Raw genomic sequence first — 26,529 nt, forward strand, 5'->3', positions numbered from 1 at the left:
TCTGGGATTGAATATTATTCTACAACAGCGAGAATGTCGCTCTGTTTAACAATGATATATTCCTCACCGTCCAGTTTAACTTCTGTTCCCGCATATTTGGAATAGATAACTTTAGAACCAACGGTTACCTGCATAACAACTTCCTTGCCATCAACCATTCCACCCGGTCCAACAGCGATAACTTCCGCTTCCTGTGGTTTTTCCTTAGCCTGACCAGTCAGGATGATTCCGGACTTTGTAGTCTCTTCTGCAACTAACTGTTTTAATACAACTCTGTCTCCTAATGGCACTAATTTCATATCTAAATTCCTCCTTAAAAGATTTCAGCTTCTTCTTTATTAGCACTCACTCAAATCGAGTGCTAACCGATGTATTTATAATATGTTTTTTACGGTTTTTATGCAAGCATATACAGATTGCAATATCACCCGATTTTTACAACAATGCTCTGTTTTCCTCATAAATACTCTGTTTTTCTTTATTTTTCATTTTTTATTATAAAAAAGCTTACAGACCGCTACTTTATTTTCCCGGCTTATAAGAACTCTTTAAAGATACGATCCGGTTAAACACCGGAGCTAAAGGCGTTGAATCTTTAACGTCCACGCAAAAATATCCCTGGCGGACAAACTGAAAGCTGTCTCCGGCCAAAGCGTTGGCAAGATCTGGTTCCACATAGCAGTTATCCAACACTGTCAGTGAGTCAGGATTGAGATTTAAAGAACCGTCCTCTTTGTTATAAACACCTTTCTCCTCATCTACCAGATTTTCGTACAGGCGAACTGTAGCCCGCACCGCGTAGGGCGCAGCCACCCAGTGGATCGTTCCCTTCACTTTTCTTCCGGTAAATCCGCTGCCGCTGCGGGTCTGTGGGTCATAGGTACAGTGGATCTCCGTTACCCGGCCATTTTCATCCTTCTTATAATCTGTGCATGTCACAAAATACCCGTTCATAAGGCGAACCTCATTGCCCGGATAGAGGCGGAAATATTTTTTTGGCGGCTCCTCCATAAAGTCCTCACGTTCAATATAAAGTTCCCGGCAGAAAGGCACCTTCCGTGTACCCAGGGCCTCGTTTTCCTGATTATTCACCACATCCATATATTCCACCTGGCCTTCAGGATAATTATCAATAATCAGTTTGACAGGATCTAAGACGGCCATAACACGGCTGCACTTTAATTTAAGATCCTCGCGGATACAGTACTCAAGCATGGCGTAATCCACGCTGGACTGGCTTTTGGACACGCCAACCAGATCCATGAACATCTGTATGGATTCCGGTGTAAATCCACGGCGGCGCAGGGCGGCGATGGATACAAGGCGGGGATCATCCCACCCGTCAACAATATTTTCCTCTACCAGCTTTTTGATATATCTTTTTCCGGTGATCACATTCTGGAGATAGAGCTTGGCAAATTCAATCTGTTTTGGCGGATGCGGATACTCCAGCTCCCGGACAACCCAGTCATAGAGGGGACGATGATCCTCAAACTCCAGTGTACAAATAGAGTGAGTGACGCCTTCAATGGCATCCTCAATGGGATGGGCAAAATCATACATCGGGTAAATGCACCACTTATCCCCGGTATTGTGATGAGTCATATGGGCCACACGGTAGATGACCGGATCCCTCATATTAATGTTGGGTGAAGACATATCAATTTTTGCCCGGAGTACACGGCTTCCATCCTCAAATTCACCGTTTTTCATCCGTTCAAAAAGATCCAGATTTTCCTCAACAGAGCGGTCCCTGTAAGGACTGTTCTTTCCAGGTTCGGTCAAAGTTCCCCGATACTGGCGGATTTCTTCAGCGCTTAAATCACATACATAGGCTTTTCCTTTTTTGATCAGTTTGACTGCCGCCTCATACATCTGGTCAAAATAGTTGGAGGCAAACAAAACCTCGCCGTCATAGACAGCTCCCAGCCATTTCACATCCTCAATGATAGATTCCACAAACTCGCTCTTTTCTTTCATCGGGTTAGTATCATCAAATCTCAGATGAAATCTGCCGCCGTACTTCTTTGCCAGGCCATAGTTCAGCAGAATAGACTTGGCATGTCCGATATGAAGGTATCCGTTAGGTTCCGGGGGAAAACGGGTACATACCTGAGTGTAAACGCCTTCTTCAAGATCCTTATCTATAATTTGTTCAATAAAATTTTTAGAAACAACTTCATTTTCCATATTGTTATGATTCCTCCCTGTTATTTTTGGCTCTCATAAATACTGCCGCCACCCAATGGGTGGCATGATGTTTATTATGATAGCATAGCTGTCTGAACAGGGCAAGGGCGAAGTATATATTTTTTTCATTTTGTTGTTGACACCTGATGGAAAATGTAGTATTCTAATAAAGCTGAATCGAACAGCACGCTGCCTTGGCTCAGTCGGTAGAGCGTCGCCTTGGTAAGGCGGAGGTCGGGGGTTCAAGTCCCCTAGGCAGCTTTTTTTCTTTTTTGATAGACTCCTGAAATCCTTAATTTTACTGGGTTTTCTGGAGTCTTTCTTTTTTTCTGAATCTCAGGGTATCAAAGTTCGCGCACTTGATTTCCTTTTATGTATTAAGCTACAGCCCTTTTTTCTTTTTGTCTTGACAGACGAACATATGTTTGTTATTATTAATTACATCATAAAAAAGGCAGGTTATGCTTATGATCCACAGATTATTGAAAATGAAACTCCCCTACGTTTTTATCCTCTGTCTCCTCCTGTCCGGGTGTGCCCCTTCCGCCGGTCTTTCCGCCGGGAGCAGACCGGAGACTTCCCCTCAATCCTCTGTTGACACAAACCCGGAGACTATTGTCCATTTTATCGACGTGGGACAGGGCGACAGTATTCTCATAGAGTCCGGCGGACAGACCATGCTTATTGATGCCGGTACTAACGAGAGCGGCGCTGAGGTTCTCAACTACCTGAAGGCACAGCAGATCACCCATCTGGACTGGGTCATTGGCACCCATCCCCACGAAGACCATATCGGCGGCCTTGATGACATAATCCTTGCTGTTGACACAGACCGGGTCATGATGCCGCCTAAGGAACACACCACAAAGACTTTTGAGGATGTTCTGGATGCCGTCATGGAGAAAGATCTCTCACTGACGGAGCCGGTAATTGGCGACACTTATCCCCTGGGGGATGCCCGTTTTACAGTGCTTGGCCCGGCGAAAGATTATGGGGATGACCTTAACAACTGGTCAGTTGTCCTTCTCCTGACCTGCGGGGATACAAGTTTCCTCTTTACCGGCGATGCAGAGGTAGAGGCAGAGGAAGATATACTGGCATCCGGGCTGGCCATTGACGCTGACGTTTTAAAAGTGGCCCATCACGGCAGTGATACATCCACATCCGACGCTTTCCTGTCCGCTGTATCTCCAGATTATGCGGTGATCAGCGTCGGCCAGGACAACGATTATGGTCATCCCTGCCAGGTCACTCTGGATAGGCTGGAGACCGCCGGCGCTGACATTTTCCGCACAGATCTTATGGGAACAGTCATTGCTTACAGCGATGGTACTCATCTGAGCTTCTCCGCCGAAAGTGATCCAGCGCAATCTGGGATGGACGCCTCAGCGGACAGTTCCTCATTCCTGTGGGATACAGAAGAAACCGGCATCTATGCCGCCCAATCCGGGGAAGGCACTGACGAATCCGCAGCAGAGACAGAGGAAGATATTCAGGTTCACATCACCCAAAGCGGCAGCAGGTACCACAGAGAAGGGTGCAGTTCCCTTGAAAATTCAGATACCGTCATATCCCTTGACGAAGCTAAAAGCCGGGGATACACGCCCTGTCAGAGGTGCCATCCCCCGGAATAGGATATCTAGCTCTTTTTCCTCTTTTTTACCCGGCGGAAGATTACCGCTGCTGCCACCGACAGCAGCGCCGCTAGAACAAGGATCGTCCAGTTTTTATATGTATCCATCCATTTCGTTATTATTTCCCAGGAGGCTCCGGCAAAAGCTCCCATGTGAACCAGGACAATATTCCACACAAGCGTACCAGCAGTAGTCATGACCATGAACGGCCCCATGGCCATGCCGGACATCCCAGCGGGGATTGAGATCAAACTCCTGAGAATAGGTATACATCTGCAGAAAAACACCGCAGCCTTCCCCTTTTTTGAAAACCATTCCAGTGTCAGTTCCACATCTTCTTTTTTAAAATGCAGCAGGCGACCCGCTCGGCCATCCAGAAATTTCAGCAACCGTTCCCGGCCGAGAAGCCATCCCGCAAAGTAGAGTACCAGCGCCCCGGCCACTGAGCCCGTTGTCGCCGCAAGTATCACGCCCCATATGTTTAGTTTTGTAAATGTTGTCAAAAAGCCTCCGAAGGTGAGGATCACCTCTGAGGGGATGGGAGGAAATATATTTTCCAGGGCGATCAGCACTGCGATACCCACATATCCCCATTGCTCCGCTATGGCCATGATCATATCTTCCATAAAAAACTCCCGGAGATTCTTTATACTATGTATATGAATCTCCGGGAGAAGTATACCGGTCAATCACTGATATGCTGGGCCTTTTTCTTGATCCTCTGGATCGCGTTATCCACAGATTTTTCATTTTTATTCAGTACCATGGCAATCTGACCGTAACTTTGTCCTTCCATAAACAGATCCAAAACCTTTTTTTCAAAGGGACTGAGAACATCCAGTAACCGCTGCCATGCCTGCTCCCGGTTTTCTTTAATAAAAAAGGAGTCCTCCGGCCCGGCCCCTTCCTCCGACAGTGTGTCCATAAGCACCGGGGCATTCTCTCCGTCTTCCGCCGGCTCATAGAGAGAAACATAAGAATTTAGAGGCTGATGCTTCTTTCGCTGAGCCGCCCGGACAGCGGAATAAATCTGACGGCTGACACAAATCTGGGCAAAAGCCCCAAAGGAGACCGTCTCCTGCGGCTTATAATCCCAGATGGCTTTCATCAGCCCGATCATCCCTTCCTGTATAAGATCATCGCTCTCACCGCCAATAAGATAAAGCTGACGCGCCTTTTTTTTCACCATACTCTTATATTTATTCAAAAGATAATCAATCCCCGCCTTCTCACCCTCCTGGATGCACTGGCAGATCTGTTCATCGGTCATTTGATCAAACCGGTTTTCCATATATATCTCCTGTTCTCGGTGTCACACGATTCACCCCAGCCTCTGACGGACAATCTCATAAGCCAAAACACCGGCGGCCACAGAGGCGTTCAGTGAGTCGATATCCCCCTTCATTGGGATTGACGCGATAAAATCGCATTTTTCTTTAACAATCCGGCTGACGCCGCTGCCCTCATTGCCGATCACAAGACCTATGGGGCCTTTCAGATTCAGGCGGTACATTAACTCCCCGCCCATATCCGCGCAGACAAACCAGAGATTTTCCTTTTTCAACTGTTCAATAACCGCCGCCATATTGGTCACCCTGGCCACCGGCGTATAATTTATGGCTCCTGCAGAAACTTTGGCCACTGTTGGAGTCAGCCCTACTGCCCGGTTTTTTGGAATAATGAGCCCGTGGGCTCCTGCTAGATTAGCCGTTCTTAAAATTGCCCCCAGGTTATGAGGGTCTTCGATACCGTCCAAAAGAATAATAAAAGGATCTTCCCCCTTTTTCCGGGCATTTTGTAGGATATCTTCCACCTGGACATACTGATAAGCGGCGCAGATGGCAATAACGCCCTGATGATGTTTGGTCAAGGAAAGCTGATCCAGCCGCTCTTTGGACACAAAATGGACCACTGTGTCTTTTTTCCTGGCTTCCCGCAAGATTGTGTTTATAGGTCCGTCCTGACATCCTTCCAGGACAAAAAGTTTGTCAATTGTTTTTCCCGACCGCAAAGCCTCAACCACAGGATTGCGGCCCTCGATTTTCGATTCTTCGTATCTCATAACTGAATCCTTTCATTCAGACCATAGTGTACCAGTTCAATAATACGGTTCAGGTCTTGCTTTAAATATAAATACCCCAAAAGCGCCTCAAATCCCGTAGCCATGCGGTAATCGGTCATTGTCGCGTTTTTTGCCATAGTATAAGATTTTGCATTGCGGCCCCGCTTATACACAGCCTCTTCTTCCTGAGTCAGGAGAGGCTCCAGCACTTTGACCATTTCAGCCTGGGAAGAAGCCTTAACCAGCGCGCTAGAACGTTTATGGAGCTTGTTGACTGGCGCGTTTGAATGTTCCACAACAATGGTGCGGACAATAATCTCAAACACCGCGTCGCCCAGATAAGCCAGAGTCAGCGGCGAAAAAGCCCGGACATCAGGCACTTTCAGGCCAAACATAGCTCTGAAATGTTCATCCAGCGCCATCATCGGTTTCTCATCCGCTTTTTTTTCACAAATATTTTTTTCAGATTCCGTGATCATATTTTCTTCCAATGACTCCATGATTACGCTCTCTTCCATTTAACACCTTCCCGTGTATCTTCCAGGATAATGCCTTTTTCCAACAGCATTTGCCGGATTTCATCAGCTCTTGCAAAATTTTTAGCCTTTCTCGCGCTTTGCCGCTCTGCGATCAGCGCCTCAATATCCTCGTCCAGCATTTCTTCTTCGCGTTCTGTGATAATTCCCAGGATATCACTATATTCTACAATAGCTTTTAACACAGTGCTGACGAATTTCGCAGATGACTGGGATGTAGCCTGAACATTTGCCAGACGAACCATTTCAAAGACAGCAGAAACCGCGTCCGCTGTGTTAAAATCGTCATCCATGGCCCGGTCAAATTTCTGACAGAGAGCCTCAAGAGCTTTAATCTGCTCCTGCTCATTTTCATCCATAGGGTGGTCTTCTCCCTCTATAGATCTCAGACGATCCACAGCGGTTAAAATGCGATCAAGTCCGTTTTTCGCCGCAGCCATTAAATCCGCACTAAAATTTAAAGGACTCCGGTAATGCGCGCTGAGCATAAAAAACCGCAGCACCTGAAGATCATATTTTTCGCCAATCTCACGGACAGTGAAAAAATTGCCAAGAGACTTGGACATTTTCACATTATCAATATTTAAAAAGCCGTTATGCATCCAATAATGGGCAAATTCTTTCTCATTGCACGCCTCGCTCTGAGCGATCTCATTTTCATGGTGAGGGAAAATGAGATCCTCGCCGCCGGCGTGAATATCAATCTGTTCTCCCAGATATTTTTTAGCCATCACCGAGCATTCAATATGCCATCCGGGACGGCCGTCTCCCCATGGTGACGGCCAAGACGGTTCCCCCTCTTTTTTAGGCTTCCAAAGGACAAAATCCAGAGGATCTTCTTTGCCTGCCTCACCGGTGACTTTAATATCTCTGTGTCCGGCCTCAAGATCATCAATATTCTTTTTAGAAAGCTTTCCGTAATCTTTAAAGGATCTTGTCCTGAAGTATACGGTTCCATCTACCGCATAGGCATGATCTTTCTCAATAAGTGTCTGGATCATGTCGATCATCCCGCCAATCTCCTCAGTGGCGCGGGGATGATGGGTCGCTTCCTTAACGTTAAGGCTTTCCATATCTTTTTGAGCTTCTCTTATAAAACGTTGAGAAATCACAGAAGCGTCCACACCTTCTTCATTTGCCTTTTTTATAATCTTGTCATCCACATCTGTAAAGTTAGAGACATAATTGACATCATATCCTTTATGCTCCAGATAGCGCCTCACCGTATCAAAAACGATCATTGGACGGGCGTTTCCTATATGAATATAATTGTACACCGTAGGGCCGCACACATACATACGCACATGGCCCTCTTCCAGGGGGACAAATTCTTCCTTTTTTCGTGTCAGCGTATTATAAATTTTCATGATATTTCCTCCTTGCTTTCTTTGGCCGGCTTATCCAGTCCGTAGATTTCATTAAATACCGCTTCATATTCATTTTCATGCATTTGCTGGCAATGTTTACACAGCAATGTCAACTGGAGATGGAGCCTTCGGTTTTCCTCGGTCACCGTATGGAGATCCCCGGATACTGGATCTGGAAGATCCGTCTGATTCAGTTCCACCTGGGGTGCCATTGTGCTTTGGCGGCGCACAACCCGCCCCGGAATACCAACAACAGTTGAATTTGGAGGAACTTCTTTGAGGACAACGCTGCCCGCACCGATCTTGGAATTATCCCCGATTTTAAAAGATCCGAGAACTTTCGCCCCGGCGCTGATCATCACATTATTGCCGATAGTGGGATGGCGCTTGCCGCTCTCCTTCCCGGTACCGCCCAGGGTAACACCCTGATACAGCGTCACATTATCTCCGATCACCGCCGTCTCTCCAATAACCACTCCGTGGCCATGGTCAATAAACAGTCCCTTACCGATCACCGCTCCCGGATGGATCTCAATCCCGGTTTTGCGGGCAGTTCTTTGAGATATCCACCTTGCCCAGAAAAAATGTCCTTTTAAATAAAGCTTATGGGCAAGCCGGTAATGCATAATCGCCTTAAAACTTGGATATAGAAAAACTTCCATACTTGACTTTATTGCTGGATCCCTCTCCCGTATAATTCGAATTTCTTCTTTTACATATTTTATAAAATGAAGCATCGCCGGACACCTCCTTTTAAATTCATCCTTCTGCCTCAGCCGCTTCCTCTCTGCTGCAGCGCGATTAAAGCGGAGCGTTTTTCATTTCACAGGAACACAGTTTTCTGTGAAATGAAAAACACCGCCTCTATAAAATAGAGGCGGCGGCTACCACGGTTCCACTCTAATGGGAGGATATCCTCCCCCTTTGCGCTGATAAACAGACTCACTTAACGCGTGCAACGTGCCGGAATACTCATCTTTCCTCCGGCAGGCTCCTGGGCGCACTTCTTAAAGCCTATTGTAAAAGCCGCTTTCAGCCCACGGCGGCCTCTCTCTGATACAAGCACTTTAATAACTTCCCAATCTTTGCCTTTTTTCACATATATGCCAGTATTTTACTGACTGACGTTTCATATAGCATATTCAAAAATCCGAAATTTGTCAATAGTTTTTAAATTTTATAACCGCCCTGTCCTAAAAAATTACTTCAGCAGGCAGATAGCCTGGGCAGAAATTCCCAGTTCTTCCCCGGTAAATCCAAGACCTTCTTCTGTGGTCGCTTTTATATTAATATCCTCCACAGAAATTTCCAGAACGCGGGCAACGTTCTGACGCATCGTATCAATATAGGGGCGCATTTTCGGCCTCTGAGCGATAACAGTAGCATCAATATTTCCGATTTCAAAACCATTTTCTTTCAGCAGATGCCCCACGTTGGCCAAAAGCTTCAAACTTGACACTCCCCGGTAGCGCTCATCTGTATCCGGGAAGTGTTTCCCGATATCATCCAGTCCGGCAGCCCCAAGCAGCGCATCCATAATAGCGTGCAGAAGCACATCCGCGTCAGAATGGCCTAGAAGCCCTTTCTCATAAGGGATGTCCACACCGCCAATGATCAGTTTCCTGCCTTCTACTAATTTGTGGACATCGTAACCCATACCTATTCGCATTTTTCAACCTCCTATGTATTCTACTGTTGCCTGCACCGGATCCCCAGTGCCAGCACACCACTGATATTTGTCTCCAGAACAGGAATCCCAAAGACGTACTCACGGCTTAATGTACATTTATAGACATCTTTCATATGACGTACCTCATATACCAAATCCCAGCCCATGATCACATAATCGGGAGAACTGTGATTTTTCTCTTCATATTGCGTCATATCTTCTTTCAGCCTCAGCAAAAAATTCTCCATAAAAATCTCCCCTTTCCGCCATCCAGAGCTTTCATAGTAATATATGTCACACTTAAAGACTTCATTCATACTATATTAAGGAAAGGAGTGATAATCAATGTCAAATTGTTGTTGGATTATTCTTTTACTGCTTCTGTGCGGCGGCAATAACGGCTGTGGCTGCTCAAATTCCCGTTCCTCCCGCAGCGGCTGCGGCTGCCAGTCCAGCGGCTATATGCCAAACTGTGGCTGCCATACAAATAATTGCGACTGCTGATCTTTGCAAAACGGGATAAAAGCGACACAGATCGGTTCACCCCCTGAGCCGGTTGCAGGCCGCCTAGAGGGCAGGGTTTTGGATAAGAATTATGTCGGCTGAAGCTGACCCGAATCCCGCGCCAAGACCCATGAGCGGGTCTTGAATCATAAACGAAGAGCTTTCCAGAACAGAAAAATCTGCTCCGCAGTCTCTTCCAGATTCTGTCTGGCGGTCTCCGGTTCCATTGCCTGTGATAAGGTAGTGATTCTGCGCAGGATTGGAAAAAAAGCGTCAATTCCCTGGTCATTGCACTTCCAGGCATCCTCAGTGACACTGCCTGCCAGTGCAATGACCACAATCCCATGCTTTTTAGCCAGGGACGCCACCCCCATCGGGGTTTTCCCCATCGCGGTTTGGCCATCCAGACGCCCCTCCCCGGTAACAACAATATCCGCGTCTTCAAGACATTCTTCCAACCCAGTCTGTTCAAAGACAATTTCCGTTCCCGGACGCAGCCGTCCATTAACATAGGCCAGGAAAGCGAAGCCCATACCACCGGCAGCTCCTGCCCCCGGTGTATCAGGACCGGCACAGCCAAATGTCTCCTCTGTCACAGCTCCGTAATGGGCGAGAAACCGGTCCATCTGCCGGATCATTTCGGGGTCAGCGCCTTTTTGAGGGCCATAAATGGCGCTGCACCCTTGTGGACCGCACAGAGGATTTGTCACATCACACGCCACAAGGAAATCGCAATTTTTCAGTTGGGACATGACATAGCCGGTCTCGATCAAAGCCAGGGACTCAAGCCCTGCGGCACCAGGGCCAATGGGATTCCCATGGTTATCAAGAAATTTATAGCCCAGCGCCGTGAGCATCCCTGTGCCGCCGTCATTGGTCGCACTGCCGCCAAGACCCACAATAAACCGGCGCCGTCCCAAATTAATGGCATCCCTGATCATTTCTCCCACACCGTAAGTGGTAGCCTTCATTGGATTCCTCTCTTCTTCTGGCACCAGGGTCAGCCCCGCCGCCGCAGACATTTCTATCACCGCCGTTTTGCCATCTTGAAGAAGCCCATAGGAAGCCTCTACAGGACGCCCCGTGGGCCCCGTGACTTTAATTGTGCGGAAAATGCCGCCCATTCCTTGGGTCAGCGCTTCCACAGTTCCCTCACCGCCATCAGCCACCGGACATATTTCCACCTTAACGTCTTTTACCGCTTTTTTAATACCTTTTGCCACTGCCATTCCTGCATCCCAGGAAGATAGACTTCCTTTAAAAGAATCCATGGCTACAACAACTTTCACACCATCGCCTCTTTTCCAAAGAACTTTCATTGATCATGTATTTTTTACGACAGACGCTTCCCGCCAGTGACCAAACTTATAATAAAGGATCAGCAGCGCCATATTACAGAAATTTCCCAAAATCATGGCATAATACAATCCCCTGTAATCATTCATGCCATAGGCAAGTATCCAGGCAAACAAAATCCGTACCCCGATATTTAAAAACGCAGAAAACATGGGAACACTGGACGCTCCGGCCCCTCGGACAATTCCTGTGATACAATTGCTCAGGGCAATAAATGTATAAAAAAATCCCAGAGTGCGCAGCCCTGTCGCCCCGATCTCAATGATCGCACTTTCATTGGTGAAAATCCGTACTGCGAAAGGAGCGATCACCACAAGAATAAGTCCAAGGACAATAGCAATCCCGGCAGACAGCCACATGCTCAAATGTATACCCTGTTTTAGTCGGTCATGTTTGCCCGCCCCTATATTTTGTCCCACATATGTAGTGATGGCTGTACTGATAGCCATAAGAGGCAGTATAATAAAGCCGTCCACCTTAATGATGGTACTGTTGGCCGCCACAACGTCACTGCCGAAACTGTTAGTTACCACCTGCACCACAGAACTGCCCGCCGAAGTAACTAGCTGCTGCATCCCGGCGGGAACGCCAATGGCAAGAATTGTTACAGCCAGCTCTTTATCAATCCTAAGCGTCCCCGGCCGCACTGTAATATTGTATCGTTTACCGCACAGCCTCAAAACCACCGCGATCCCTGAGATCAACTGAGAGAGGATTGTCGCCCACGCGGCTCCTTCCACACCCCAGTGAAACACCGCTACAAAAAGCAGATCCAAAATAATATTTAAGATACTGCAAAAGATCAGAAGACCAAGAGGCCATACGGAATCCCCCATTCCCCTTAAAATAGCGCTTGTCATCTGATAATACAGATGACCGATGGTGCCAAGAATGATAATATAAAAATAAGCCAGGGCATCATCAAATATATTCTCCGGCGTGTTCATCACTGTAAGGAGGGGCCGGGCTAAAATCAGCCAGATGACTGTAATAACCACAGCTACACACCCTGCCAGGATCAGCGCTGTATTTACAGTTTTATCCAGCTTATCCTGCTGCCGGGCACCGTAATACTGGGAGACAACCACTGTCGCCCCCGCGCCTACAGATATAAGAAATGAATTGATCATCATATTCAGCGAAAAGCTGGCTCCCACGGCAGCCAGCGCCTCACCGCCCAAAAACTGTCCCACGATTACAGAATCGGCCATATTGTAGATCTGTGTAAAAATGTTTCCAATGATGATAGGGATCATAAACGTCAAAAAACCCTTAACGACACTCCCCTCTGTCAAACTCGTCTGTCTGACACCTTTTTGTTGTGCTGTCATTTAAACCTTCTCCCCCTGTATTTTTTATTTTACTCTCCTATCTTAACCTTTTTTGGGCGGCAAGGCAAGGGACTTTCAGATCATGAAACACCTGTCTCTGAGAAAGGCGCTAAGCCTCTGTCTGATTTCGATCTCCCGGCAGCCATGTGAAAAAAATTTTAAAATATTCTTGACAATTAACACAATTTAAGGTATTATAAACCTACGCTTAATCAAAGCGTTCTGATTTGGGGTCTTAGCTCAGCTGGGAGAGCATCTGCCTTACAAGCAGAGGGTCACAGGTTCGAGCCCTGTAGGCCCCATTTATCACCTGTGGCGGAATAGCTCAGTTGGCTAGAGCACACGGTTCATACCCGTGGTGTCGTTGGTTCAAATCCAATTTCCGCTACGCAGGCCGCCGTGTATTCCGGCGGCTTTTTCATTTTTATCCGGCAATCCCCCATCACCGCCCTGTTCCCGAATATATCTTTCAGCTTCCGGATCCCGGATCAGCAATGTCCGGCTCCACTCTTTTGTCTCGTCATTTCTCTGTACCTGAGAGCGCTTCTTCTCCAGAAATTTCACTATCGGATAGACGTCGATCCAGATTTCATTCGCCCCTTCCCTCTGCGATTCGTCAAAAATCAGCTGAAGCCCAAAATGAAGATGGTTCACTTTGATATTATTGACATTTTCTTCTTTACTGTAGCCGGTTCGCCCCATATATCCGATCACATCCCCGGCCAGCACAACATCCCCCACTTCAAGCCCCTGGGCATAGGGACGGTTTTGGCGCAGATGGGCATAATAATAATAGCGTTTCCCGTCAAAACTGCTGATACCGATCCTCCAGCCCCCGTACTGGTTCCAGCCAAGGGCCGAGACATAACCGGACTCCACGGCAATCACCGGCGTTCCCACCAGTCCCATCATATCATGCCCCAGGTGGCGACGTTCATAGCCGTACGTTCTGCTCACCCCAAAATCATCATAATCTGAATACTCAAAACCGGCCGCGATAGGGCTGCAGGCTTTCAGTCCATAAACCTTCTCCCAGGATTTTTGGCCGGCGTCATCTGCCACCTCCCTCTCATACAGGCCTACAAGGCCGCCCAGCACCGCTTCGTAGGCCTCCAGATAATAGTCATAATATTGAAGATTGGCTGTCACCGACGCTATGGTATCCGTTCCCTCCGTCAGTTTTTCCGCCAGATTTTCCATATCCTCAGAGCGGTAAGATTTAAAATCCCCGCCATATCTGGCGCCAAGACAGGCTAACAGCTCTATCCAGTTTAAATGGATGTCCCTGCCGTATGTACTTATGTCCCACTGGCAGGCATCCTCCATGGCCTGGGATGTCACGTTAAAATCTACCCACCGGATATAGTCTTTGTCTCCTTCTTCCTGTGTCTGACCCGCCTCAACCTCTGCAATAGTTCCCAGGTGATCGGGCTCCTTTCCGCTCATCCCCAAAAAACTGCACCCAAGAAAAACGGCTGCCAGACATATGCCCTCCAATATTAAACATTTCAGCCCCTGCATTGGAACCTCCAACTTTTATTCATAGATCATTGTATGCCTATTAAAAAACAGACATGCGAAAAGGCAGCCTTTACGGGCTGCCTTTTCTAAAGGAGAAGGTATTTTGTTTTTATAGGGGGTTACCAAAAAAACTATAAACAAAACAATTTATGTATTGGGGAGGTTTGTTTATGGTCTTTATTATACAGACTTCTGTCTGAAAGTGTTGACAAACATCCAAAAAAATCCGGTCTGTAATTGTGCATCTTGTTTTTTTCAAAAAATGTTTTACACAAAATGCACAGTCCGGCGCCGCTTTTTAAAAGAAAATATGTTCAGACAGTTTAGTCCTCCTGTTTTTCATTTTTCAGCATATTTTCCGCATTTTTGTAACATACCGCCTCCACAATCTTTTGACTGGTTTTGTAATCTTCCGGAATTTTCCCGGTATTCATCCACCTTCCCAGCAGCCGGCACAAAACTCTGCGAAAATATTCATGTCTCGGAAATGACAACAGACTCCGGGAATCTGTAACCATCCCGACAAAGTTTTCCAGACTGGCGCTGCAGGCATATTCCTCAAGCTGCCGTGTTATCCCTGCCTCATGGTCATTAAACCACCACGCTGCCCCCATCTGAACATGAGCCGCCATGGTTTTGCCGCGGCAAAAGCACGGGGCCATGGCTGCCGCCATCGTCCATGCCCCGGGGTTTAGCGGGTAAATAATCGTTCTCGGCAATCCCGCGCCTTTTTCCATGGCGTCCAAAAGTTCTGCCAGTTCACTAGCAAATGCGCGGTCGCTGACGGCATCGAGGCCGGCGTCAGCGCCCAGCGACAAAAAACCGGAGGCAGATATGTTTCTCAGGGCACCAATGTGAAGCTGCATGGTCATTTTGCGTTTTTTAAACATTCCTGCCAGACTAAGAAGCATAAAAGTCTGGTATTTCACATGCTCCAGCACAGACACTGATCCCTGCTTCAGCCGTTTGGACAGGATCGCATCGGCTTCTTTATGGCTGCACGAAGCAAAAACGCCCACCTCAAGGCTGTGGTCGCTAAGCCTGCATCCCAGACGTACAAAATCATCCAGCCGGCACTCTAAAGCATCCAAGATATCTTTGATGGCCGGCGCCTTTTTCTCAGAAGATGCTTTTCCGGCAGCTTCCATCAGATTCTGAATGTAGTTCGGAAAATCTTCTTTTTGAATATTCAGCGCCCGGTCCGGCCGGAAGGTGGGAAGTACCTGCACTTTCCAGCCGGAAAGAAGTTTATGGTATTTTAAATCTTCCGCCGGATCATTGGTTGTACACAAGATTTTGACATTCTGCCCTTCCACCAGCGTCCTTGGCGGCATCGCTTTCAGCATATGACAGCAGCGCCCCCATATCCGGTCTTTACTTTCTACCGTCAGAGGCTCATCAATACCAAAATAACGCCACAACTCCAGATGGGTCCAATGATACAGGGGATTCCCGTAGGCCCGGCTTACCGTCTCCGCCCAACGATCATATTTTTCTTTATCTCCTGCATCCCCGGTCACATATTTCTCATCAACACCGCAGCTGCGCAGAAGGCGCCATTTATAATGGTCATGGCCAAGCCATACCTGCGTGAGATTTTCATAAGGTCTGTTCTCATAAAGTTCTTTCCCGCTGAGATGGTTATGGAAATCAATGATCGGCATATTACCAGCGCCCATGGCGTAAAGCGTTTTTGCCTGGGAAGTGTCCAGCAAAAAATTTTCTGTCATAAACGGCTTCATTGCAATTTCTCCGCCTCCTGCTCCAAAACAGACTTCAAAGTTTTATACACAGCCCCGGGTCCTGCAAGCATACTGCCAAAGTATCTCAAAATCTCAGGCACCAGACCGGCGCGGTACAGATCACACCCCCAGATACTCTCATCCCTTAACAAAGGCTCAAGGACCTCTCCCGCGGCTTTCATCCCCTGCGTTCCTGTATTATTTTCTGCCATTTTGGATGAATTTGGAACCTCTGTAGTCGCAGTCTCTTTCACAATCGCCTTTGCTGCGGCTTCCACCACAGGACAAAGTTGGGAAAGTCTCGGGTCCGGACTGAGTTTTACAGGTTCGCCGCAGTCGTTTGTTCCAGTCAGATAGCGGAGCCAACCGGCCAGAACAAGAGGTATGACTTTCAGCCGGCCGGTATCCATATTCCGCTCCTGCCATGCCTTTATGGTCTGTCCGAACCGAACCGAAATTTTCATAGAGGTATCTGTGACAATCCTTTCAGGCGTGTCCAGAATAAATGGATTAGGCAGCCGATTTTCAATCACATCATCCAGAAACGCCCTGGGGGAGATCACCTCAGGATCGGTGACAACCGGAAGTCCTTCGTCATATCCCAGATGTTTTGTCAGCTCACCAAGTACCGGATCCGCCACAGCCTCGGCAATGGTCTTCTTCCCCAAAAGGCAGCCAAACACAGCCAGCATCGTGTGAAGGGGATTCAGGCAGGTACAGACTTTCATCCGCTCAGACCGCTCCACATGATCCCGGTCGGTCATGATAAAGCCGGCCTGCTCTAGAGGCGGCCGCCCGCCGGGAAAACGATCCTCAATCACCAGGCACTCAAAGGCTTCACTATTAACGAAGGCCGACGCAAAGGTATGCTTCTTTGTATCCACAGTCACTAAATCCTCAATATCATCGGCCTCAAGCAGTTCTGTGACTTTCTGCGATGGCCTGGGGGTAATCTTGTCGATCATCGTCCACGGGAAAGCCACCTGATCCGGATCATCTACATAGCCGCAAAAACCTTTCGGGGCCCATCCCTGTTCTTCCCATCCCTTTGCGATCATGTGGATCCCCCGCCATAACAGCGCGCCGTTGGATGAACAATTATCCATACTCACCAGGGCAATGGGCCACCGACCTCTGTTATAACGCTCCAGCAAAAGAGCCGATACGATCCCCAATATTGACGCTGCCTTATTCGGACCATTTTCAATATCTTTGCGAATCGGCAAAAGCACTTCCCCGCTGCTGTCAGCAATCGTGTAGCCTTTTTCTGTAATAGTAAAACTGACCATCTGAAGGGAAGGCGCCGAAAAAATCGTTTTCAGGCGCTTCATATCCTCCGGCCACGCGCCTGCGGCGTGAAGCGCCTCCCCAATACTGCTGACAACACTTTTTTCTATAGTACCGCTGCCATCCACCATAACAGCCAGGCTCAACAGATCATGCTTGATATAAATTTCATCGATCAGCGTCGCGTCATAGCTTTCCGTCACAATCAGCCCGCGATCCATCAGTCCCCGCTCCAGAAGGCCGGACGCCGCCCGTCCAATCAGCGCCCGAAAAATATTTCCGCCGCCAAAATGTACCCACACCGGATTTTCCCGAGTCTTTTTTCGGACGGCTAAAAGATCAAATGCGGGAACATGCCAGCCTTTGGCTTCCCAAAGCTTTGGCTCTTTGTAAATGCTGCTGTCAATACGCATATCACACCTCCACTGTTTTATGGCTTTTAGCGATGGCTTCCCAGAGCCCGTTAAGATAAGCAGCGCCCAGTGCCCGGTCGTAAAGCCCATAACCGGGCATTGCCTTTTCGCCCCAGATCATCCGCCCATGATCCGGGCGAATCGGGCCGGCAAATCCAATCTCATAGAGCGCCTTCATGATCGCATACATATCAAAACTCCCGTCGGCGGACAAATGCGCCGCTTCCTCAAAATTTCCGGGAGCGATAAATTTAAGATTACGCACATGGGCAAAATGGATTCTCCCCTTCAGGCTGCGTATTATATCCGGCAGATCATTCTCCGGGTTCGTGCCAAGGGAACCGGAACAAAAAGTCACCCCATTATGGACATTATCCACGGTCTTCATAAGCCTTTGAATATTTTTCTTGTTCGTGATAATCCTCGGAAGCCCGAAAACACTCCAGGCAGGATCATCGGGATGGATCGCCATATAAATGCCGTAGCGATCGCACACCGGCATGATTGCCTCAAGAAAATACACAAGATTTTCAAAAAGCTTTTCCTCGTCCACATCCCTGTAAATTTCAAAAAGACTTTGAATGCGGGCCATACGTTCCGGTTCCCACCCGGGCATGACCGCCCCGTTCATATCATTGGCGATCGATCCAAACATTTTTTCGGGATTCAGACGATCGACTGCCGTCTGAGTATAGGCCAGCACCGTGGAGCCGTCGGGACGCTTTCTTGCCAGTTCCGTGCGTGTCCAGTCGAATACCGGCATAAAGTTGTAGCATACAAGATGGATATCCGCCTCCCCCAAAATTTCAAGTGTTTTAATATAATGGTCGATATACATATCCCTCTCGGGAAGCCCCGCTTTAATCGCGTCATGAACGTTAACACTCTCCACGCCATCCACACAAAGTCCGGCTGCCTCCACCTGTGCTTTCAGCGAAAGCACATCGTCCCGATTCCACACTTCACCGGGCGCCGTACCGTACAATGTTGTGATCACCCCATGCACACCGGGGATCTGCCGGATCTGTTCTAATGTTACTGTATCGTAACCGCTGCCAAACCAGCGCAATGTCATTTTCAATATTATTCCTCCCATCTCAGCGCTTCATTTCATAAGAGCATCCCTCATAATGGCGCTGTATAATATCCTCAATCTCCTCCGGTCCGGCAACAATCATATCTCCCCGCTGCGTCATCTTCAATGCGGCGCACGCATTTCCAATATCCATAGCCTTCTTCAAAGTTTGGGACAGTATGTTATCCCTTACGCCTTCCTGAAGAATACCGGACAAAAATCCGCCGACATAGGCGTCCCCGCTGCCTATACGATCCGTAATTTCAATCCGCTCATAGCCGGCATCTTCATAAAAGCGGCCCGTATGGCAGTCCAACACAGTTGATCCAAAGGAATGGCAGGACGGACGATGAACAATTCTTTGAGTGGAAACGACTGCTTTCATCGGATACGCATCTGCGAAAGAAGCCATCATCTCCTTAAGGCATCCCTCTTTTTTAAATGTCAGCCGCATCGTATCCTCAGAGCAGAAAAAAATGTCCACCATGGGGAGGATGGTCTCGATGCAGCGCCGCGCCTCCTCGCCGCTCCAGAGATTCATCCGGTAATTCACATCAAAAGAGATCAGTGCCCCGGCAGCTTTAAAATTTTTGATTGCCTCAATCGCGGTCTCCCCACAGCTTCCGCCAAGCCCAAGTGTAATTCCTGAAACATGAAAGCATGAGGCATCCGAAAAAATATCCGGTTCCAGTTCCCCCAAAGTCATTGTCCGCATTGAGGTACATTCGCGATCATAAACAACCTGAGGCACTGACGGAAAATCCGCGGGGACATAATAGTAAAGACCCAGCCGGCTGTTTTTTTCACAGTCATCTAAAACATAGCGCTCCCCGATCCCCGCAGTCTTTAAGGCGCGCCGGGCAAGCTGTCCAAGCATATGCCCGGGCAGTTTTGTCAGAAAGGCCGTCTTTCGTCCGAGCTGGGCAGCGGCGGCGGCGACATTCATCTCCGCACCGCCAAAAAAATATTCAAATACCCCACTTTGCGCCGGATGCTTAAATACCGGCGGACTCAGACGCATCAGCATTTCACCCATAGTGATCAGATCATACTCCATGTCATCTCCCCCTATTCCATATGAATTTTTTCTGATGTTTCCAATGTCTGACGGCACCGTGCAGTGATCGCATCAAAGTCACCGGCCTCTATGAGCTTTGAGGGAGCCAGCCAGCTGGCGCCGCAGGCGGCAACATTTTCCAGGGCAAGGTACGAGTTAAGGTTATCCACGGTAATGCCGCCGGTTGGCATGAAAGTTACAAACCTATAGGGTCCCGAAAGCGCTTTAAGCATTGCCGTACCGCCAACTTGGGCCGGGAAAAACTTTAAAAAATCAAGTCCTTTTCTCAGGGCAAGTTCAACCTCGTAAGGCGTGCATATCCCCGGGATCACCGGCAGCTCCTGTTCCAGACAATAGTCCACCACCCGGGCATTAAACGCCGGCGTAACTACAAACCTGGCACCGCAGCTTTTTGCCAGCCTGGCCTGTTCGACATTTAAAATGGTTCCCGCGCCGCTGCACAGGCCGGGAAAGTTCCCGGTGAGTACGCTTAAGCACTCCGGCGCCGTTTGACTGCGGAAGGTCACTTCCGCGCAAAGCATTCCGCCATCAATCAAAGCCTGCCCGAGTTTTCGGGCATCTGCCTGTCCTTCCGGTGAGATGACCGGGACTACTCTGGCTTTCCGAAATATTTCCTGAATCCGCTCCATCATTATCCTCCTTTTGTCTTGAATAAATAACTTGACCTGTCACCGCTCTTTGTGCTACCCTCAGATTAAATCATTGGCCACAGCGCCCAATTTATCAAATAAACCGGAGATGAACCGCCTGTGAAACAAAACGACAGCACAAAATTTTTAAATCGCCAGTATATGCTTGATGACGCTTTTGAAATCTATTATTATAAAGACTTTCCCGATCAGGGTGTTGCGCCCCACAGCCACAGTTTTTACGAATTTTATTTTTTCCTTGAGGGAAAGGTTTCTATTTCCATCCAGGAACGGTCCTATAACGTTGTACCTGGAGATATTATTATGATCCCGCCAGGTACTGTCCACTGTCCTTCCCTTCTCGACCCCCTTACGCCCTATCGGCGTTTTGTTCTGTGGATACGGAAGGATTATTATCAAAAGAGGCTGTCCCATACAGATGTTTTCCGATATTTATTTGACCGCTGTGACAAACTTTCCTCGCCTTTGCTTTCTATGAGCCAGCCCCGCTTCAATGATCTTCAGGCAGCGATCTTTAGTCTGATCCGCGAAACCCATGACAGCCGCTTTGGCAAAGAGGCGGCCTGCCGTCTGCTCCTTGAGCAGCTCCTTCTCGGGCTCAGCCGTTTTATTTACATCCGGGAGCTGTCCACTCATTCAGACTCCGGATCACTGTGCAGCCGCATCTGCACTTACATTGACGAACACCTTAGCGAGGCCGTCAGCCTCGAACGGCTTTCCCAGGTATTTTACCGTAACAAATACTATATTTCCCACATCTTTAAGGAAACGATGGGAATCTCCATCCATCAGTATATTTTAAAAAAGCGGCTGGAAGGATGCAAAAATGCCATGGTCACCCATACCGCCCTGGAAGCGATCGCATCCGGCTTTGGCTTTACCAGCTATTCTTCTTTTTTTCGCTATTTTAAAAAAGAATACGGCATCTCGCCCCAGGAATACCGAAAGCGCCTTTATCAGGACAATGCGCCTCAAAAGCCAATGGAATAAGGGCCCGCGCTTTAGCCCTTATAACCGAAATCCGGAATATTTTCCCACCGCTCCTTAAGATAATGGGCGATCATCTTGGGACGGCGGTCACGGGTAAATATTCCCTTTTTGTTCCCCTGGACCCGACCGGTTCCCTGACAGGTGGCAAAGTCCGCAAAGTTCCACGCCTGCTCGCCGACAAAATTTTTCAGCGTGTCAAAAACCTGGTGATTCATTTTATAATAAGCAACCTGATATTCTTCGGTAAACATTACCGGCAGCGTATCTCTTAACCCCTCCACAGTGTCCGCTCCGTATTCGGTCATCATCACCGGTTTTCCCAGAGCATCCCACCAGTCCATTTCCTTCTTCAGTTCTTCTTTAGCGGTCTCAAGTTCCCCGCCGAAATCATACCAGCCATAATAGCGGTTGAGGCAGATCACATCCGATAAACGGATCGTTACATCTTCTTTCCAATAGGCCCCCTTCATACACACGATCGTACACGGACGTTTCTGCGGGTCACAGGCGCGGGCCAGATCGAACAGCGGCTTAAAGTATTCGTACGCGCCAGGGCTGTCAGAATCCGGCTCATTGGCCAGACTCCACATAACCACACAGGGATGATTTTTGTCTCTGTCAATCAGATCCCGGATCACCTCCCGGTGATGCTCAAATGTCCCGATGCCGCCATCTTCAAAGGGCTTATAGGTCACCTTATCCTTGCAAAAAGGCGAAATGCCTCCGCCAAATTTCAGGCTTACCCCCACGGCCGGCGTCTCATCAATAACGACGATGCCTTCCCGGTCACACAGACGCATCATTTCCTCACTGTATGGATAGTGACTCGTCCGGAAGCTGTTAGCTCCCTGCCATTGCATCAGACTGATGTCCTTGGCATTCATTACCGGATTAAAACCCCGACCTGCGGGAAATGTATCCTCATGTTTGCCGTAGCCTTTAAAATAAAAGGGTTTTTCGTTGATCAAAAAGCGGCCGCCGTCCACCCGGACCGAACGAATGCCAAAGGGCTGTACATAAACGTCCTCACCGGCTGTAATCCGCGCCTGATACATATAGCCGTCGCCGGGATTCCACAAATGGGGATTTTCAATGTCAATCTGTCCCTTTAAGCCATGACCGCAGCCTACCCGCTTTCCATCGGCGTCATAAACTTCCACGTCCACATCTATAGTCAGATCGGACAGCTTTACACAATAATCCACAGATGCCCGCACCAGGTCCTTGTCCCGTATCACCGACGGCACAAGCGTCACATCACAAATATAATCTTTCGGCGTTGTATAAATTTTCACCGGGCGAATGATCCCGGCATAATTGAAAAAGTCAAACCGGGGATAATTTTGTTTCTGATCTTTTACCGGCTCTGAGGTGCCAAAGGGACAGTCACCGCCCACCGGCAAGGTCGTGCGGTCGATCCGGTTATCCACAGCGATGGTCAGAAGATTTTCACCGGGCTTTAAAACTTCGCCAAGCTCTGTCTCAAAGGGAAGAAAACCGCCTTTATGCTCACACAGCAACCTTCCGTTGAAATAGACCCGTGCCTTGTGCGCCACTGCCTCCATGCGCAGCACAACCCTCTGACTTTTTAAAGCGGCCGGCACAGAAACGTTTCTCTGATAAAAAACCCATCCGTAATGCTCCCGCAGGGCTGCATCTTCCTTCATATCATTGTAAGCGGCCGGTACAGGCATTGTCCGGGCGTCTCTGAGCCTGGAGGCATACCACATCTCTTTAAATCCCACGCCGCAGGCGTCGGCCTTAAAATTCCATGTTCCGCTTAGATCTATGACACATCTTGATTCTGTTAATACTGGAAACAACATTTAAAATTCCCCCTTGTGATTTATATCCTGGCCTTATTATCCCATAAAAAACAGACCGCAGCCATTGCAAAATCAGAGTAAAATATTGCAATTCTTGCGGTCTGTCATATTAAAAATACCATCGGTCATTATTTCTTCCTGCGGTAATCATTGGGCGTCATCCCGCGGTATTTTTTAAATACCTTTCCAAAATAACTTGGGCTTGCAAAACCACACATCCGCCCCACCTGTGCAGCCGTCCTTTCCGGATACTGCCTGAGCATCTGACAGGCATGCTCCAGACGAAGGTCCGTAAGATAATCTATAATCGTCTGTCCGGTAGCCTTTTTAAACAGAGCGCACATATAATCCTTTGACAAATTGACCAGAAGGGCCAGTTCGTCAAGGGAAACCGGCAGGGCAAAGTGTTCCTCTAAAAATTCGGTGATCTTAATCACCAGCATATTTTTTTCTGAGACTGGATTCAAATGTGTCTTTGTAACACAGCGGGCGATTTCAAGAAGAAAACTGTAACAGATTTCTGACAAAAGGACGCCTTTTTCCAAATGATCCGAGTTTTCTATTTCTGCTATTTTTGAAATAAATCGCTCAAACAGATGTATCTCCGTAAAATAATAGGAACCGGACTCTGTAAGCCCCAGTTGTGTCAGCAACCCTCCGCATAAGCTGCCGTTAAAGGCGATCATATGGACGATCCAGTCCGGACTTGTCCCGTAATAGCCATGTGCCTCCTCCGGCTGGAGCAAAAATCCCATACCCTGCCGGATCACCTGAAGCTGATGATTAACAATAAGCTCCCCTGTTCCCTGAGTGCAGAAAAACCATCGGTAATACCCCGGCCCCGCAGCCCGGTAAACACCTTCCTGCAAATGATCATAAGCCCCAGAAGCCGCCGTAACCTTCCTTGAGATGATGTTTACAGACCCGCAAATTGCCAATCTGATGACCTGGGGCATTGAAGGGGTAGACTACGAAACCGATGACGAAGGTATTGCTCACTATATCGAAGGAAACGAAAATCCCGCTTATCACAGCGCCGATTATCTGGCCGTAAATAAATTTATCGTTACCCCCTGGGAAGGCGCCCCGGCTGATATTAATGAAATCGAAAAAGAAACGATGGAAAGCGCCCCAATCTCCCCATATCTTGGCTTTGCCGGCGATACAAGTGCTGTATCTACAGAAGTCAGTATGGTCACAAATATCATTAATGAATATGATTCTTCGGTCGGTACCGGCATGGCAGATGAAAGCGTTTATAAGGAATTTATCAGCAAGCTGAAAAGTTCTGGCGCAGAAAAGATTGTTGCCGCATATCAAGAGCAGTTGAATCAGTGGCTGACACAATAGTAAACAGACAGGAGAATTATATGGAATCCGAAATTATAAAAACAAACCATGGTCTTGTCCAGGGAACTGTGGAAGGGGACTGCGTGGTATTTAAGGGTATCCCCTACGCACAGGCTCCTGTGGGAAATTTAAGATGGAGGGCCCCCAGGCCCCTCCATCCCTGGCAGGGCATATTAAAAGCAGATCATTATGGAAACCAGAGCGCTCAAAAAGACTGGTCATCTGAGCCTCCCGGACTTTTTACCCGGGAATTTCACAGTGATCCGGAAAGCAGCAATCCCTCATCTGAGGATAGTCTTTACTTAAATATACGAATCCCCCAAAAAAGGAGATCCGCGCCATTGCCTGTAGCCTTTTACGTTCACGGCGGCGCTTTTATGGGCGGATGCGGACATGAAGCCACCTTCCGGACAGATGCCTATGCCAAAAAAGGCGTCATTTTAGTCACATTTAATTATCGCCTTGGTATCTTTGGCTTTCTTGCACATCCCTGGCTGGCCAAAGAAGACCCTGATGCCTGTGGAAACTACGGACTGCTTGATCAGATTGCGGCGCTGACGTGGGTATATGAAAACATTTCAGCCTTTGGCGGAGATCCCCGCCAGATTACCATTATGGGACAATCCGCGGGATGCATGAGTGTGCGCGCCCTCTTATCCATTCTCAGATCAGGAGAAAAATTCTCCCGGGCAATAATGCAAAGCGGAGCCGGGTATCCTACTCTCCTCGGTTCAGATATTTCCCTTGAAGAAGGCTTTTTACGTGGACAATATGCCGTGGAATTTTCCGGTGTCCAATCCCTGGAAGGACTTCGTTCTCTGACAACAAAGCAGATCTGTGAAATACAGGAAAAAGTATATGCTAAGGTTGCTAAACTCGGCGGCGGTCTGGCCTTTTCACCGGTCACAAATAAAACACTGCTGCCGCTTCCCATAGATGAAATGACCGAAAAAGGGATGCTCGCCGATGTCCCGGTGATGATCGGCACAACCAAAAACGATATGACAGTTCTGCCCGAAGAGGCTGCTGCAAAAGACAGCCGTTTCCAGGCTGCCTGCCGCCGATGGGCACAGATTATGGAAGAAAACGGTCATCAGCCTTCTTATGTATATTACTTTACCCATGATCTGCCCGGTGATGATGCCGGAGCTTTTCACAGCAGTGAACTGTGGTATATGTTTGGTTCTCTTAATAAATGCTGGCGCCCAATGACCGATGACGACTACGCACTGTCCGAAAAGATGGTTTCCTACTGGACAAATTTTATTAAAACCGGAAATCCCAATGGTTCTGGTCTCCCGACATGGCTGCCATGCACCAGTCAAAATCCCTTCCAGATGATGCTGGATATTTAGAGGACACATCCGCTCCACTCGAAGCTTCGGTGTCCACAATCAACAAAAGAGCGCCGGAATCCATCATCTTCTCTGGATTCCGGCGCTCTCACTGTCATTTAAAGAAGTCGGACTATCGGAATGCAACTTGAACAATTACCACGCTATCTTAAGGAAAAGAGATCGCGGCTTAATCGATGCATTCGACACATCCGCTTGCCCTATTATCGCACAAAGACCTCAAAAAGACAATAGTGAGGACGAATATTATAAAAATAAAACGGTTGTAAAGCAACTCAAAAGGAAGTATAGGATGGCTTTCTCGCCGGAAGAAGTTCAAAAAATAATAGCTGACTACCTTTCCGGAAAAACAGGCCAAGAGATGAGCATCGACTACAAATGCAGCAAGACCACCATCATCAAATTGCTCAAAGAGCAAGGCGTGGACGTCCGAAAAGATAAAGCTCGCGCTAAGCTAGATGATGACATGGTTATTGATATGTATCGGCAGATGAAGACTGTCATCCGGCAAATTAAATGATGCTCCAATCGGCAGACTATTTGCGGCCTTTTCGGTAGGTGCGTCTGGAGTCCGCTGCTTTATTTGTGGCTTG

At 48.1% G+C, this 26,529-nt stretch carries 26 protein-coding genes, 3 tRNA genes and 1 other annotated feature; of the genes, 9 read left to right on the forward strand and 20 right to left on the reverse strand.

What is annotated here, in order from left to right:
* Window positions 1-14: 14 nt before the first annotated feature.
* Together HNP82_RS12260 and HNP82_RS12265 are read right to left on the reverse strand one after the other, a co-directional pair.
* Entirely contained in the window at window positions 15-299 is a 285-nt protein-coding gene (locus HNP82_RS12260) for a co-chaperone GroES (RefSeq protein ID WP_183775209.1), read from the reverse strand.
* Between the two features lie 223 nt (window positions 300-522).
* On the reverse strand, window positions 523-2,190 hold the full coding sequence (locus HNP82_RS12265; protein WP_183775210.1) for a glutamine--tRNA ligase/YqeY domain fusion protein: 1,668 nt from the start codon (window positions 2,188-2,190) through the stop codon (window positions 523-525).
* 188 nt (window positions 2,191-2,378) lie between these two features.
* On the opposite strand from HNP82_RS12265, the gene HNP82_RS12270 reads away from it, so the two are divergent.
* Both HNP82_RS12270 and HNP82_RS12275 read left to right on the forward strand, forming a co-directional pair.
* Window positions 2,379-2,451: transfer RNA gene (locus tag HNP82_RS12270), tRNA-Thr, on the forward strand.
* 206 nt (window positions 2,452-2,657) lie between these two features.
* Window positions 2,658-3,824: a ComEC/Rec2 family competence protein gene (locus HNP82_RS12275; RefSeq protein ID WP_243164756.1), complete on the forward strand. Its 1,167-nt coding sequence runs from the start codon at window positions 2,658-2,660 to the stop codon at window positions 3,822-3,824.
* Window positions 3,825-3,829: 5 nt separating this feature from the next.
* Here HNP82_RS12275 and HNP82_RS12280 read toward each other — a convergent pair whose 3' ends face one another.
* From HNP82_RS12280 to HNP82_RS12315, 8 genes are all read right to left on the reverse strand, one after another.
* Window positions 3,830-4,450 carry a DedA family protein gene (locus HNP82_RS12280; protein WP_183775211.1) on the reverse strand — a complete coding sequence of 207 codons (621 nt, stop codon included), beginning with the start codon at window positions 4,448-4,450 and terminating at the stop codon, window positions 3,830-3,832.
* 59 nt (window positions 4,451-4,509) lie between these two features.
* Window positions 4,510-5,115, reverse strand: a complete 606-nt coding sequence (gene sigH, locus HNP82_RS12285; RefSeq protein WP_183775212.1) for an RNA polymerase sporulation sigma factor SigH — start codon at window positions 5,113-5,115, stop codon at window positions 4,510-4,512.
* A gap of 30 nt (window positions 5,116-5,145) precedes the next feature.
* Window positions 5,146-5,886 (reverse strand): 23S rRNA (guanosine(2251)-2'-O)-methyltransferase RlmB, encoded by a 741-nt coding sequence (gene rlmB / locus HNP82_RS12290; RefSeq protein ID WP_183775213.1) that lies wholly within the window; start codon window positions 5,884-5,886, stop codon window positions 5,146-5,148.
* Complete coding sequence (locus HNP82_RS12295) at window positions 5,883-6,311, reverse strand: Mini-ribonuclease 3 (protein ID WP_183775268.1); 429 nt, start codon at window positions 6,309-6,311, stop codon at window positions 5,883-5,885. The genes rlmB and HNP82_RS12295 overlap by 4 nt, the downstream gene beginning before the upstream one ends.
* Window positions 6,312-6,388: 77 nt before the next feature.
* Complete coding sequence (cysS, locus tag HNP82_RS12300) at window positions 6,389-7,789, reverse strand: cysteine--tRNA ligase (RefSeq protein WP_183775214.1); 1,401 nt, start codon at window positions 7,787-7,789, stop codon at window positions 6,389-6,391.
* Complete coding sequence (epsC, locus tag HNP82_RS12305) at window positions 7,786-8,526, reverse strand: serine O-acetyltransferase EpsC (RefSeq protein WP_183775216.1); 741 nt, start codon at window positions 8,524-8,526, stop codon at window positions 7,786-7,788. The genes cysS and epsC overlap by 4 nt, the downstream gene beginning before the upstream one ends.
* A 133-nt stretch (window positions 8,527-8,659) precedes the next feature.
* Window positions 8,660-8,884, reverse strand: a binding site (T-box leader).
* Between the two features lie 106 nt (window positions 8,885-8,990).
* Window positions 8,991-9,458, reverse strand: a complete 468-nt coding sequence (ispF, locus tag HNP82_RS12310) for a 2-C-methyl-D-erythritol 2,4-cyclodiphosphate synthase (protein ID WP_183775218.1) — start codon at window positions 9,456-9,458, stop codon at window positions 8,991-8,993.
* 20 nt (window positions 9,459-9,478) lie between these two features.
* Window positions 9,479-9,706: a hypothetical protein gene (locus HNP82_RS12315; protein ID WP_183775220.1), complete on the reverse strand. Its 228-nt coding sequence runs from the start codon at window positions 9,704-9,706 to the stop codon at window positions 9,479-9,481.
* Between the two features lie 97 nt (window positions 9,707-9,803).
* On the opposite strand from HNP82_RS12315, the gene HNP82_RS12320 reads away from it, so the two are divergent.
* Window positions 9,804-9,962 carry a hypothetical protein gene (locus HNP82_RS12320; RefSeq protein WP_183775222.1) on the forward strand — a complete coding sequence of 53 codons (159 nt, stop codon included), beginning with the start codon at window positions 9,804-9,806 and terminating at the stop codon, window positions 9,960-9,962.
* Window positions 9,963-10,108: 146 nt separating this feature from the next.
* Here the strand turns inward: HNP82_RS12320 and HNP82_RS12325 are convergent, their stop codons facing one another.
* On the reverse strand, window positions 10,109-11,251 hold the full coding sequence (locus HNP82_RS12325; RefSeq protein ID WP_183775224.1) for a glycerate kinase family protein: 1,143 nt from the start codon (window positions 11,249-11,251) through the stop codon (window positions 10,109-10,111).
* Between the two features lie 33 nt (window positions 11,252-11,284).
* On the reverse strand, window positions 11,285-12,649 hold the full coding sequence (locus HNP82_RS12330; RefSeq protein WP_183775226.1) for an MATE family efflux transporter: 1,365 nt from the start codon (window positions 12,647-12,649) through the stop codon (window positions 11,285-11,287).
* A 229-nt stretch (window positions 12,650-12,878) separates the two neighbouring features.
* Here HNP82_RS12330 and HNP82_RS12335 point away from each other — a divergent pair.
* Window positions 12,879-12,951 (forward strand) — tRNA-Val (locus HNP82_RS12335).
* A gap of 12 nt (window positions 12,952-12,963) precedes the next feature.
* Window positions 12,964-13,037, forward strand: a tRNA-Met gene (locus HNP82_RS12340).
* On the opposite strand, the gene HNP82_RS12345 is transcribed toward HNP82_RS12340, so the two are convergent.
* The 6 genes from HNP82_RS12345 to eda form a co-directional block, all read right to left on the reverse strand.
* Window positions 13,019-14,095, reverse strand: a complete 1,077-nt coding sequence (locus HNP82_RS12345; RefSeq protein ID WP_243164760.1) for a M23 family metallopeptidase — start codon at window positions 14,093-14,095, stop codon at window positions 13,019-13,021. The genes HNP82_RS12340 and HNP82_RS12345 overlap by 19 nt on opposite strands.
* Before the next feature lie 398 nt (window positions 14,096-14,493).
* A complete protein-coding gene (gene uxaC, locus HNP82_RS12350) occupies window positions 14,494-15,912 on the reverse strand; it encodes a glucuronate isomerase (RefSeq protein ID WP_183775232.1) in 1,419 nt (472 codons plus the stop codon).
* On the reverse strand, window positions 15,909-17,612 hold the full coding sequence (locus tag HNP82_RS12355; RefSeq protein ID WP_183775233.1) for a mannitol dehydrogenase family protein: 1,704 nt from the start codon (window positions 17,610-17,612) through the stop codon (window positions 15,909-15,911). The genes uxaC and HNP82_RS12355 overlap by 4 nt, the downstream gene beginning before the upstream one ends.
* A gap of 1 nt (window position 17,613) precedes the next feature.
* Complete coding sequence (uxuA, locus tag HNP82_RS12360) at window positions 17,614-18,693, reverse strand: mannonate dehydratase (protein WP_183775234.1); 1,080 nt, start codon at window positions 18,691-18,693, stop codon at window positions 17,614-17,616.
* 16 nt (window positions 18,694-18,709) lie between these two features.
* Window positions 18,710-19,744: a sugar kinase gene (locus tag HNP82_RS12365; RefSeq protein ID WP_183775236.1), complete on the reverse strand. Its 1,035-nt coding sequence runs from the start codon at window positions 19,742-19,744 to the stop codon at window positions 18,710-18,712.
* A gap of 11 nt (window positions 19,745-19,755) precedes the next feature.
* Complete coding sequence (gene eda, locus HNP82_RS12370) at window positions 19,756-20,397, reverse strand: bifunctional 4-hydroxy-2-oxoglutarate aldolase/2-dehydro-3-deoxy-phosphogluconate aldolase (protein WP_183775238.1); 642 nt, start codon at window positions 20,395-20,397, stop codon at window positions 19,756-19,758.
* Window positions 20,398-20,514: 117 nt separating this feature from the next.
* On the opposite strand from eda, the gene HNP82_RS12375 reads away from it, so the two are divergent.
* Window positions 20,515-21,405 carry a helix-turn-helix domain-containing protein gene (locus HNP82_RS12375; RefSeq protein ID WP_183775240.1) on the forward strand — a complete coding sequence of 297 codons (891 nt, stop codon included), beginning with the start codon at window positions 20,515-20,517 and terminating at the stop codon, window positions 21,403-21,405.
* Window positions 21,406-21,416: 11 nt separating this feature from the next.
* Here the strand turns inward: HNP82_RS12375 and uidA are convergent, their stop codons facing one another.
* Together uidA and HNP82_RS12385 are read right to left on the reverse strand one after the other, a co-directional pair.
* Complete coding sequence (gene uidA / locus HNP82_RS12380) at window positions 21,417-23,231, reverse strand: beta-glucuronidase (protein ID WP_183775242.1); 1,815 nt, start codon at window positions 23,229-23,231, stop codon at window positions 21,417-21,419.
* Between the two features lie 128 nt (window positions 23,232-23,359).
* Window positions 23,360-24,100: an AraC family transcriptional regulator gene (locus HNP82_RS12385; protein WP_183775244.1), complete on the reverse strand. Its 741-nt coding sequence runs from the start codon at window positions 24,098-24,100 to the stop codon at window positions 23,360-23,362.
* A 40-nt stretch (window positions 24,101-24,140) separates the two neighbouring features.
* On the opposite strand from HNP82_RS12385, the gene HNP82_RS12390 reads away from it, so the two are divergent.
* From HNP82_RS12390 to HNP82_RS12400, 3 genes are all read left to right on the forward strand, one after another.
* Window positions 24,141-24,581 carry a DUF3502 domain-containing protein gene (locus tag HNP82_RS12390; RefSeq protein WP_183775246.1) on the forward strand — a complete coding sequence of 147 codons (441 nt, stop codon included), beginning with the start codon at window positions 24,141-24,143 and terminating at the stop codon, window positions 24,579-24,581.
* Between the two features lie 20 nt (window positions 24,582-24,601).
* Complete coding sequence (locus HNP82_RS12395; RefSeq protein ID WP_183775248.1) at window positions 24,602-25,936, forward strand: carboxylesterase/lipase family protein; 1,335 nt, start codon at window positions 24,602-24,604, stop codon at window positions 25,934-25,936.
* A gap of 127 nt (window positions 25,937-26,063) precedes the next feature.
* Complete coding sequence (locus HNP82_RS12400; RefSeq protein ID WP_183775250.1) at window positions 26,064-26,456, forward strand: hypothetical protein; 393 nt, start codon at window positions 26,064-26,066, stop codon at window positions 26,454-26,456.
* Window positions 26,457-26,529 lie beyond the last annotated feature (73 nt).

This window comes from Catenibacillus scindens (assembly GCF_014202115.1).
Lineage (GTDB): Bacteria > Bacillota > Clostridia > Lachnospirales > Lachnospiraceae > Catenibacillus > Catenibacillus scindens.

Coding starts and splice junctions, on each gene's coding strand:
- HNP82_RS12330 (WP_183775226.1), bottom strand. CDS start 12,649: ATGACAGCACAACAAAAAGGTGTCAGACAGACGAGTTTGACAGAGGGG.
- HNP82_RS12260 (WP_183775209.1), bottom strand. CDS start 299: ATGAAATTAGTGCCATTAGGAGACAGAGTTGTATTAAAACAGTTAGTT.
- HNP82_RS12320 (WP_183775222.1), top strand. CDS start 9,804: ATGTCAAATTGTTGTTGGATTATTCTTTTACTGCTTCTGTGCGGCGGC.
- eda (WP_183775238.1), bottom strand. CDS start 20,397: ATGATGGAGCGGATTCAGGAAATATTTCGGAAAGCCAGAGTAGTCCCG.
- ispF (WP_183775218.1), bottom strand. CDS start 9,458: ATGCGAATAGGTATGGGTTACGATGTCCACAAATTAGTAGAAGGCAGG.
- HNP82_RS12315 (WP_183775220.1), bottom strand. CDS start 9,706: ATGGAGAATTTTTTGCTGAGGCTGAAAGAAGATATGACGCAATATGAA.
- HNP82_RS12390 (WP_183775246.1), top strand. CDS start 24,141: ATGATGTTTACAGACCCGCAAATTGCCAATCTGATGACCTGGGGCATT.
- HNP82_RS12395 (WP_183775248.1), top strand. CDS start 24,602: ATGGAATCCGAAATTATAAAAACAAACCATGGTCTTGTCCAGGGAACT.
- epsC (WP_183775216.1), bottom strand. CDS start 8,526: ATGCTTCATTTTATAAAATATGTAAAAGAAGAAATTCGAATTATACGG.
- HNP82_RS12355 (WP_183775233.1), bottom strand. CDS start 17,612: ATGCGTATTGACAGCAGCATTTACAAAGAGCCAAAGCTTTGGGAAGCC.
- uxaC (WP_183775232.1), bottom strand. CDS start 15,912: ATGAAGCCGTTTATGACAGAAAATTTTTTGCTGGACACTTCCCAGGCA.
- cysS (WP_183775214.1), bottom strand. CDS start 7,789: ATGAAAATTTATAATACGCTGACACGAAAAAAGGAAGAATTTGTCCCC.
- HNP82_RS12265 (WP_183775210.1), bottom strand. CDS start 2,190: ATGGAAAATGAAGTTGTTTCTAAAAATTTTATTGAACAAATTATAGAT.
- HNP82_RS12275 (WP_243164756.1), top strand. CDS start 2,658: ATGATCCACAGATTATTGAAAATGAAACTCCCCTACGTTTTTATCCTC.
- sigH (WP_183775212.1), bottom strand. CDS start 5,115: ATGGAAAACCGGTTTGATCAAATGACCGATGAACAGATCTGCCAGTGC.
- HNP82_RS12295 (WP_183775268.1), bottom strand. CDS start 6,311: ATGATGGCGCTGGATGAACATTTCAGAGCTATGTTTGGCCTGAAAGTG.
- HNP82_RS12345 (WP_243164760.1), bottom strand. CDS start 14,095: ATGAGCGGAAAGGAGCCCGATCACCTGGGAACTATTGCAGAGGTTGAG.
- HNP82_RS12280 (WP_183775211.1), bottom strand. CDS start 4,450: ATGGAAGATATGATCATGGCCATAGCGGAGCAATGGGGATATGTGGGT.
- uidA (WP_183775242.1), bottom strand. CDS start 23,231: ATGTTGTTTCCAGTATTAACAGAATCAAGATGTGTCATAGATCTAAGC.
- HNP82_RS12365 (WP_183775236.1), bottom strand. CDS start 19,744: ATGGAGTATGATCTGATCACTATGGGTGAAATGCTGATGCGTCTGAGT.
- rlmB (WP_183775213.1), bottom strand. CDS start 5,886: ATGAGATACGAAGAATCGAAAATCGAGGGCCGCAATCCTGTGGTTGAG.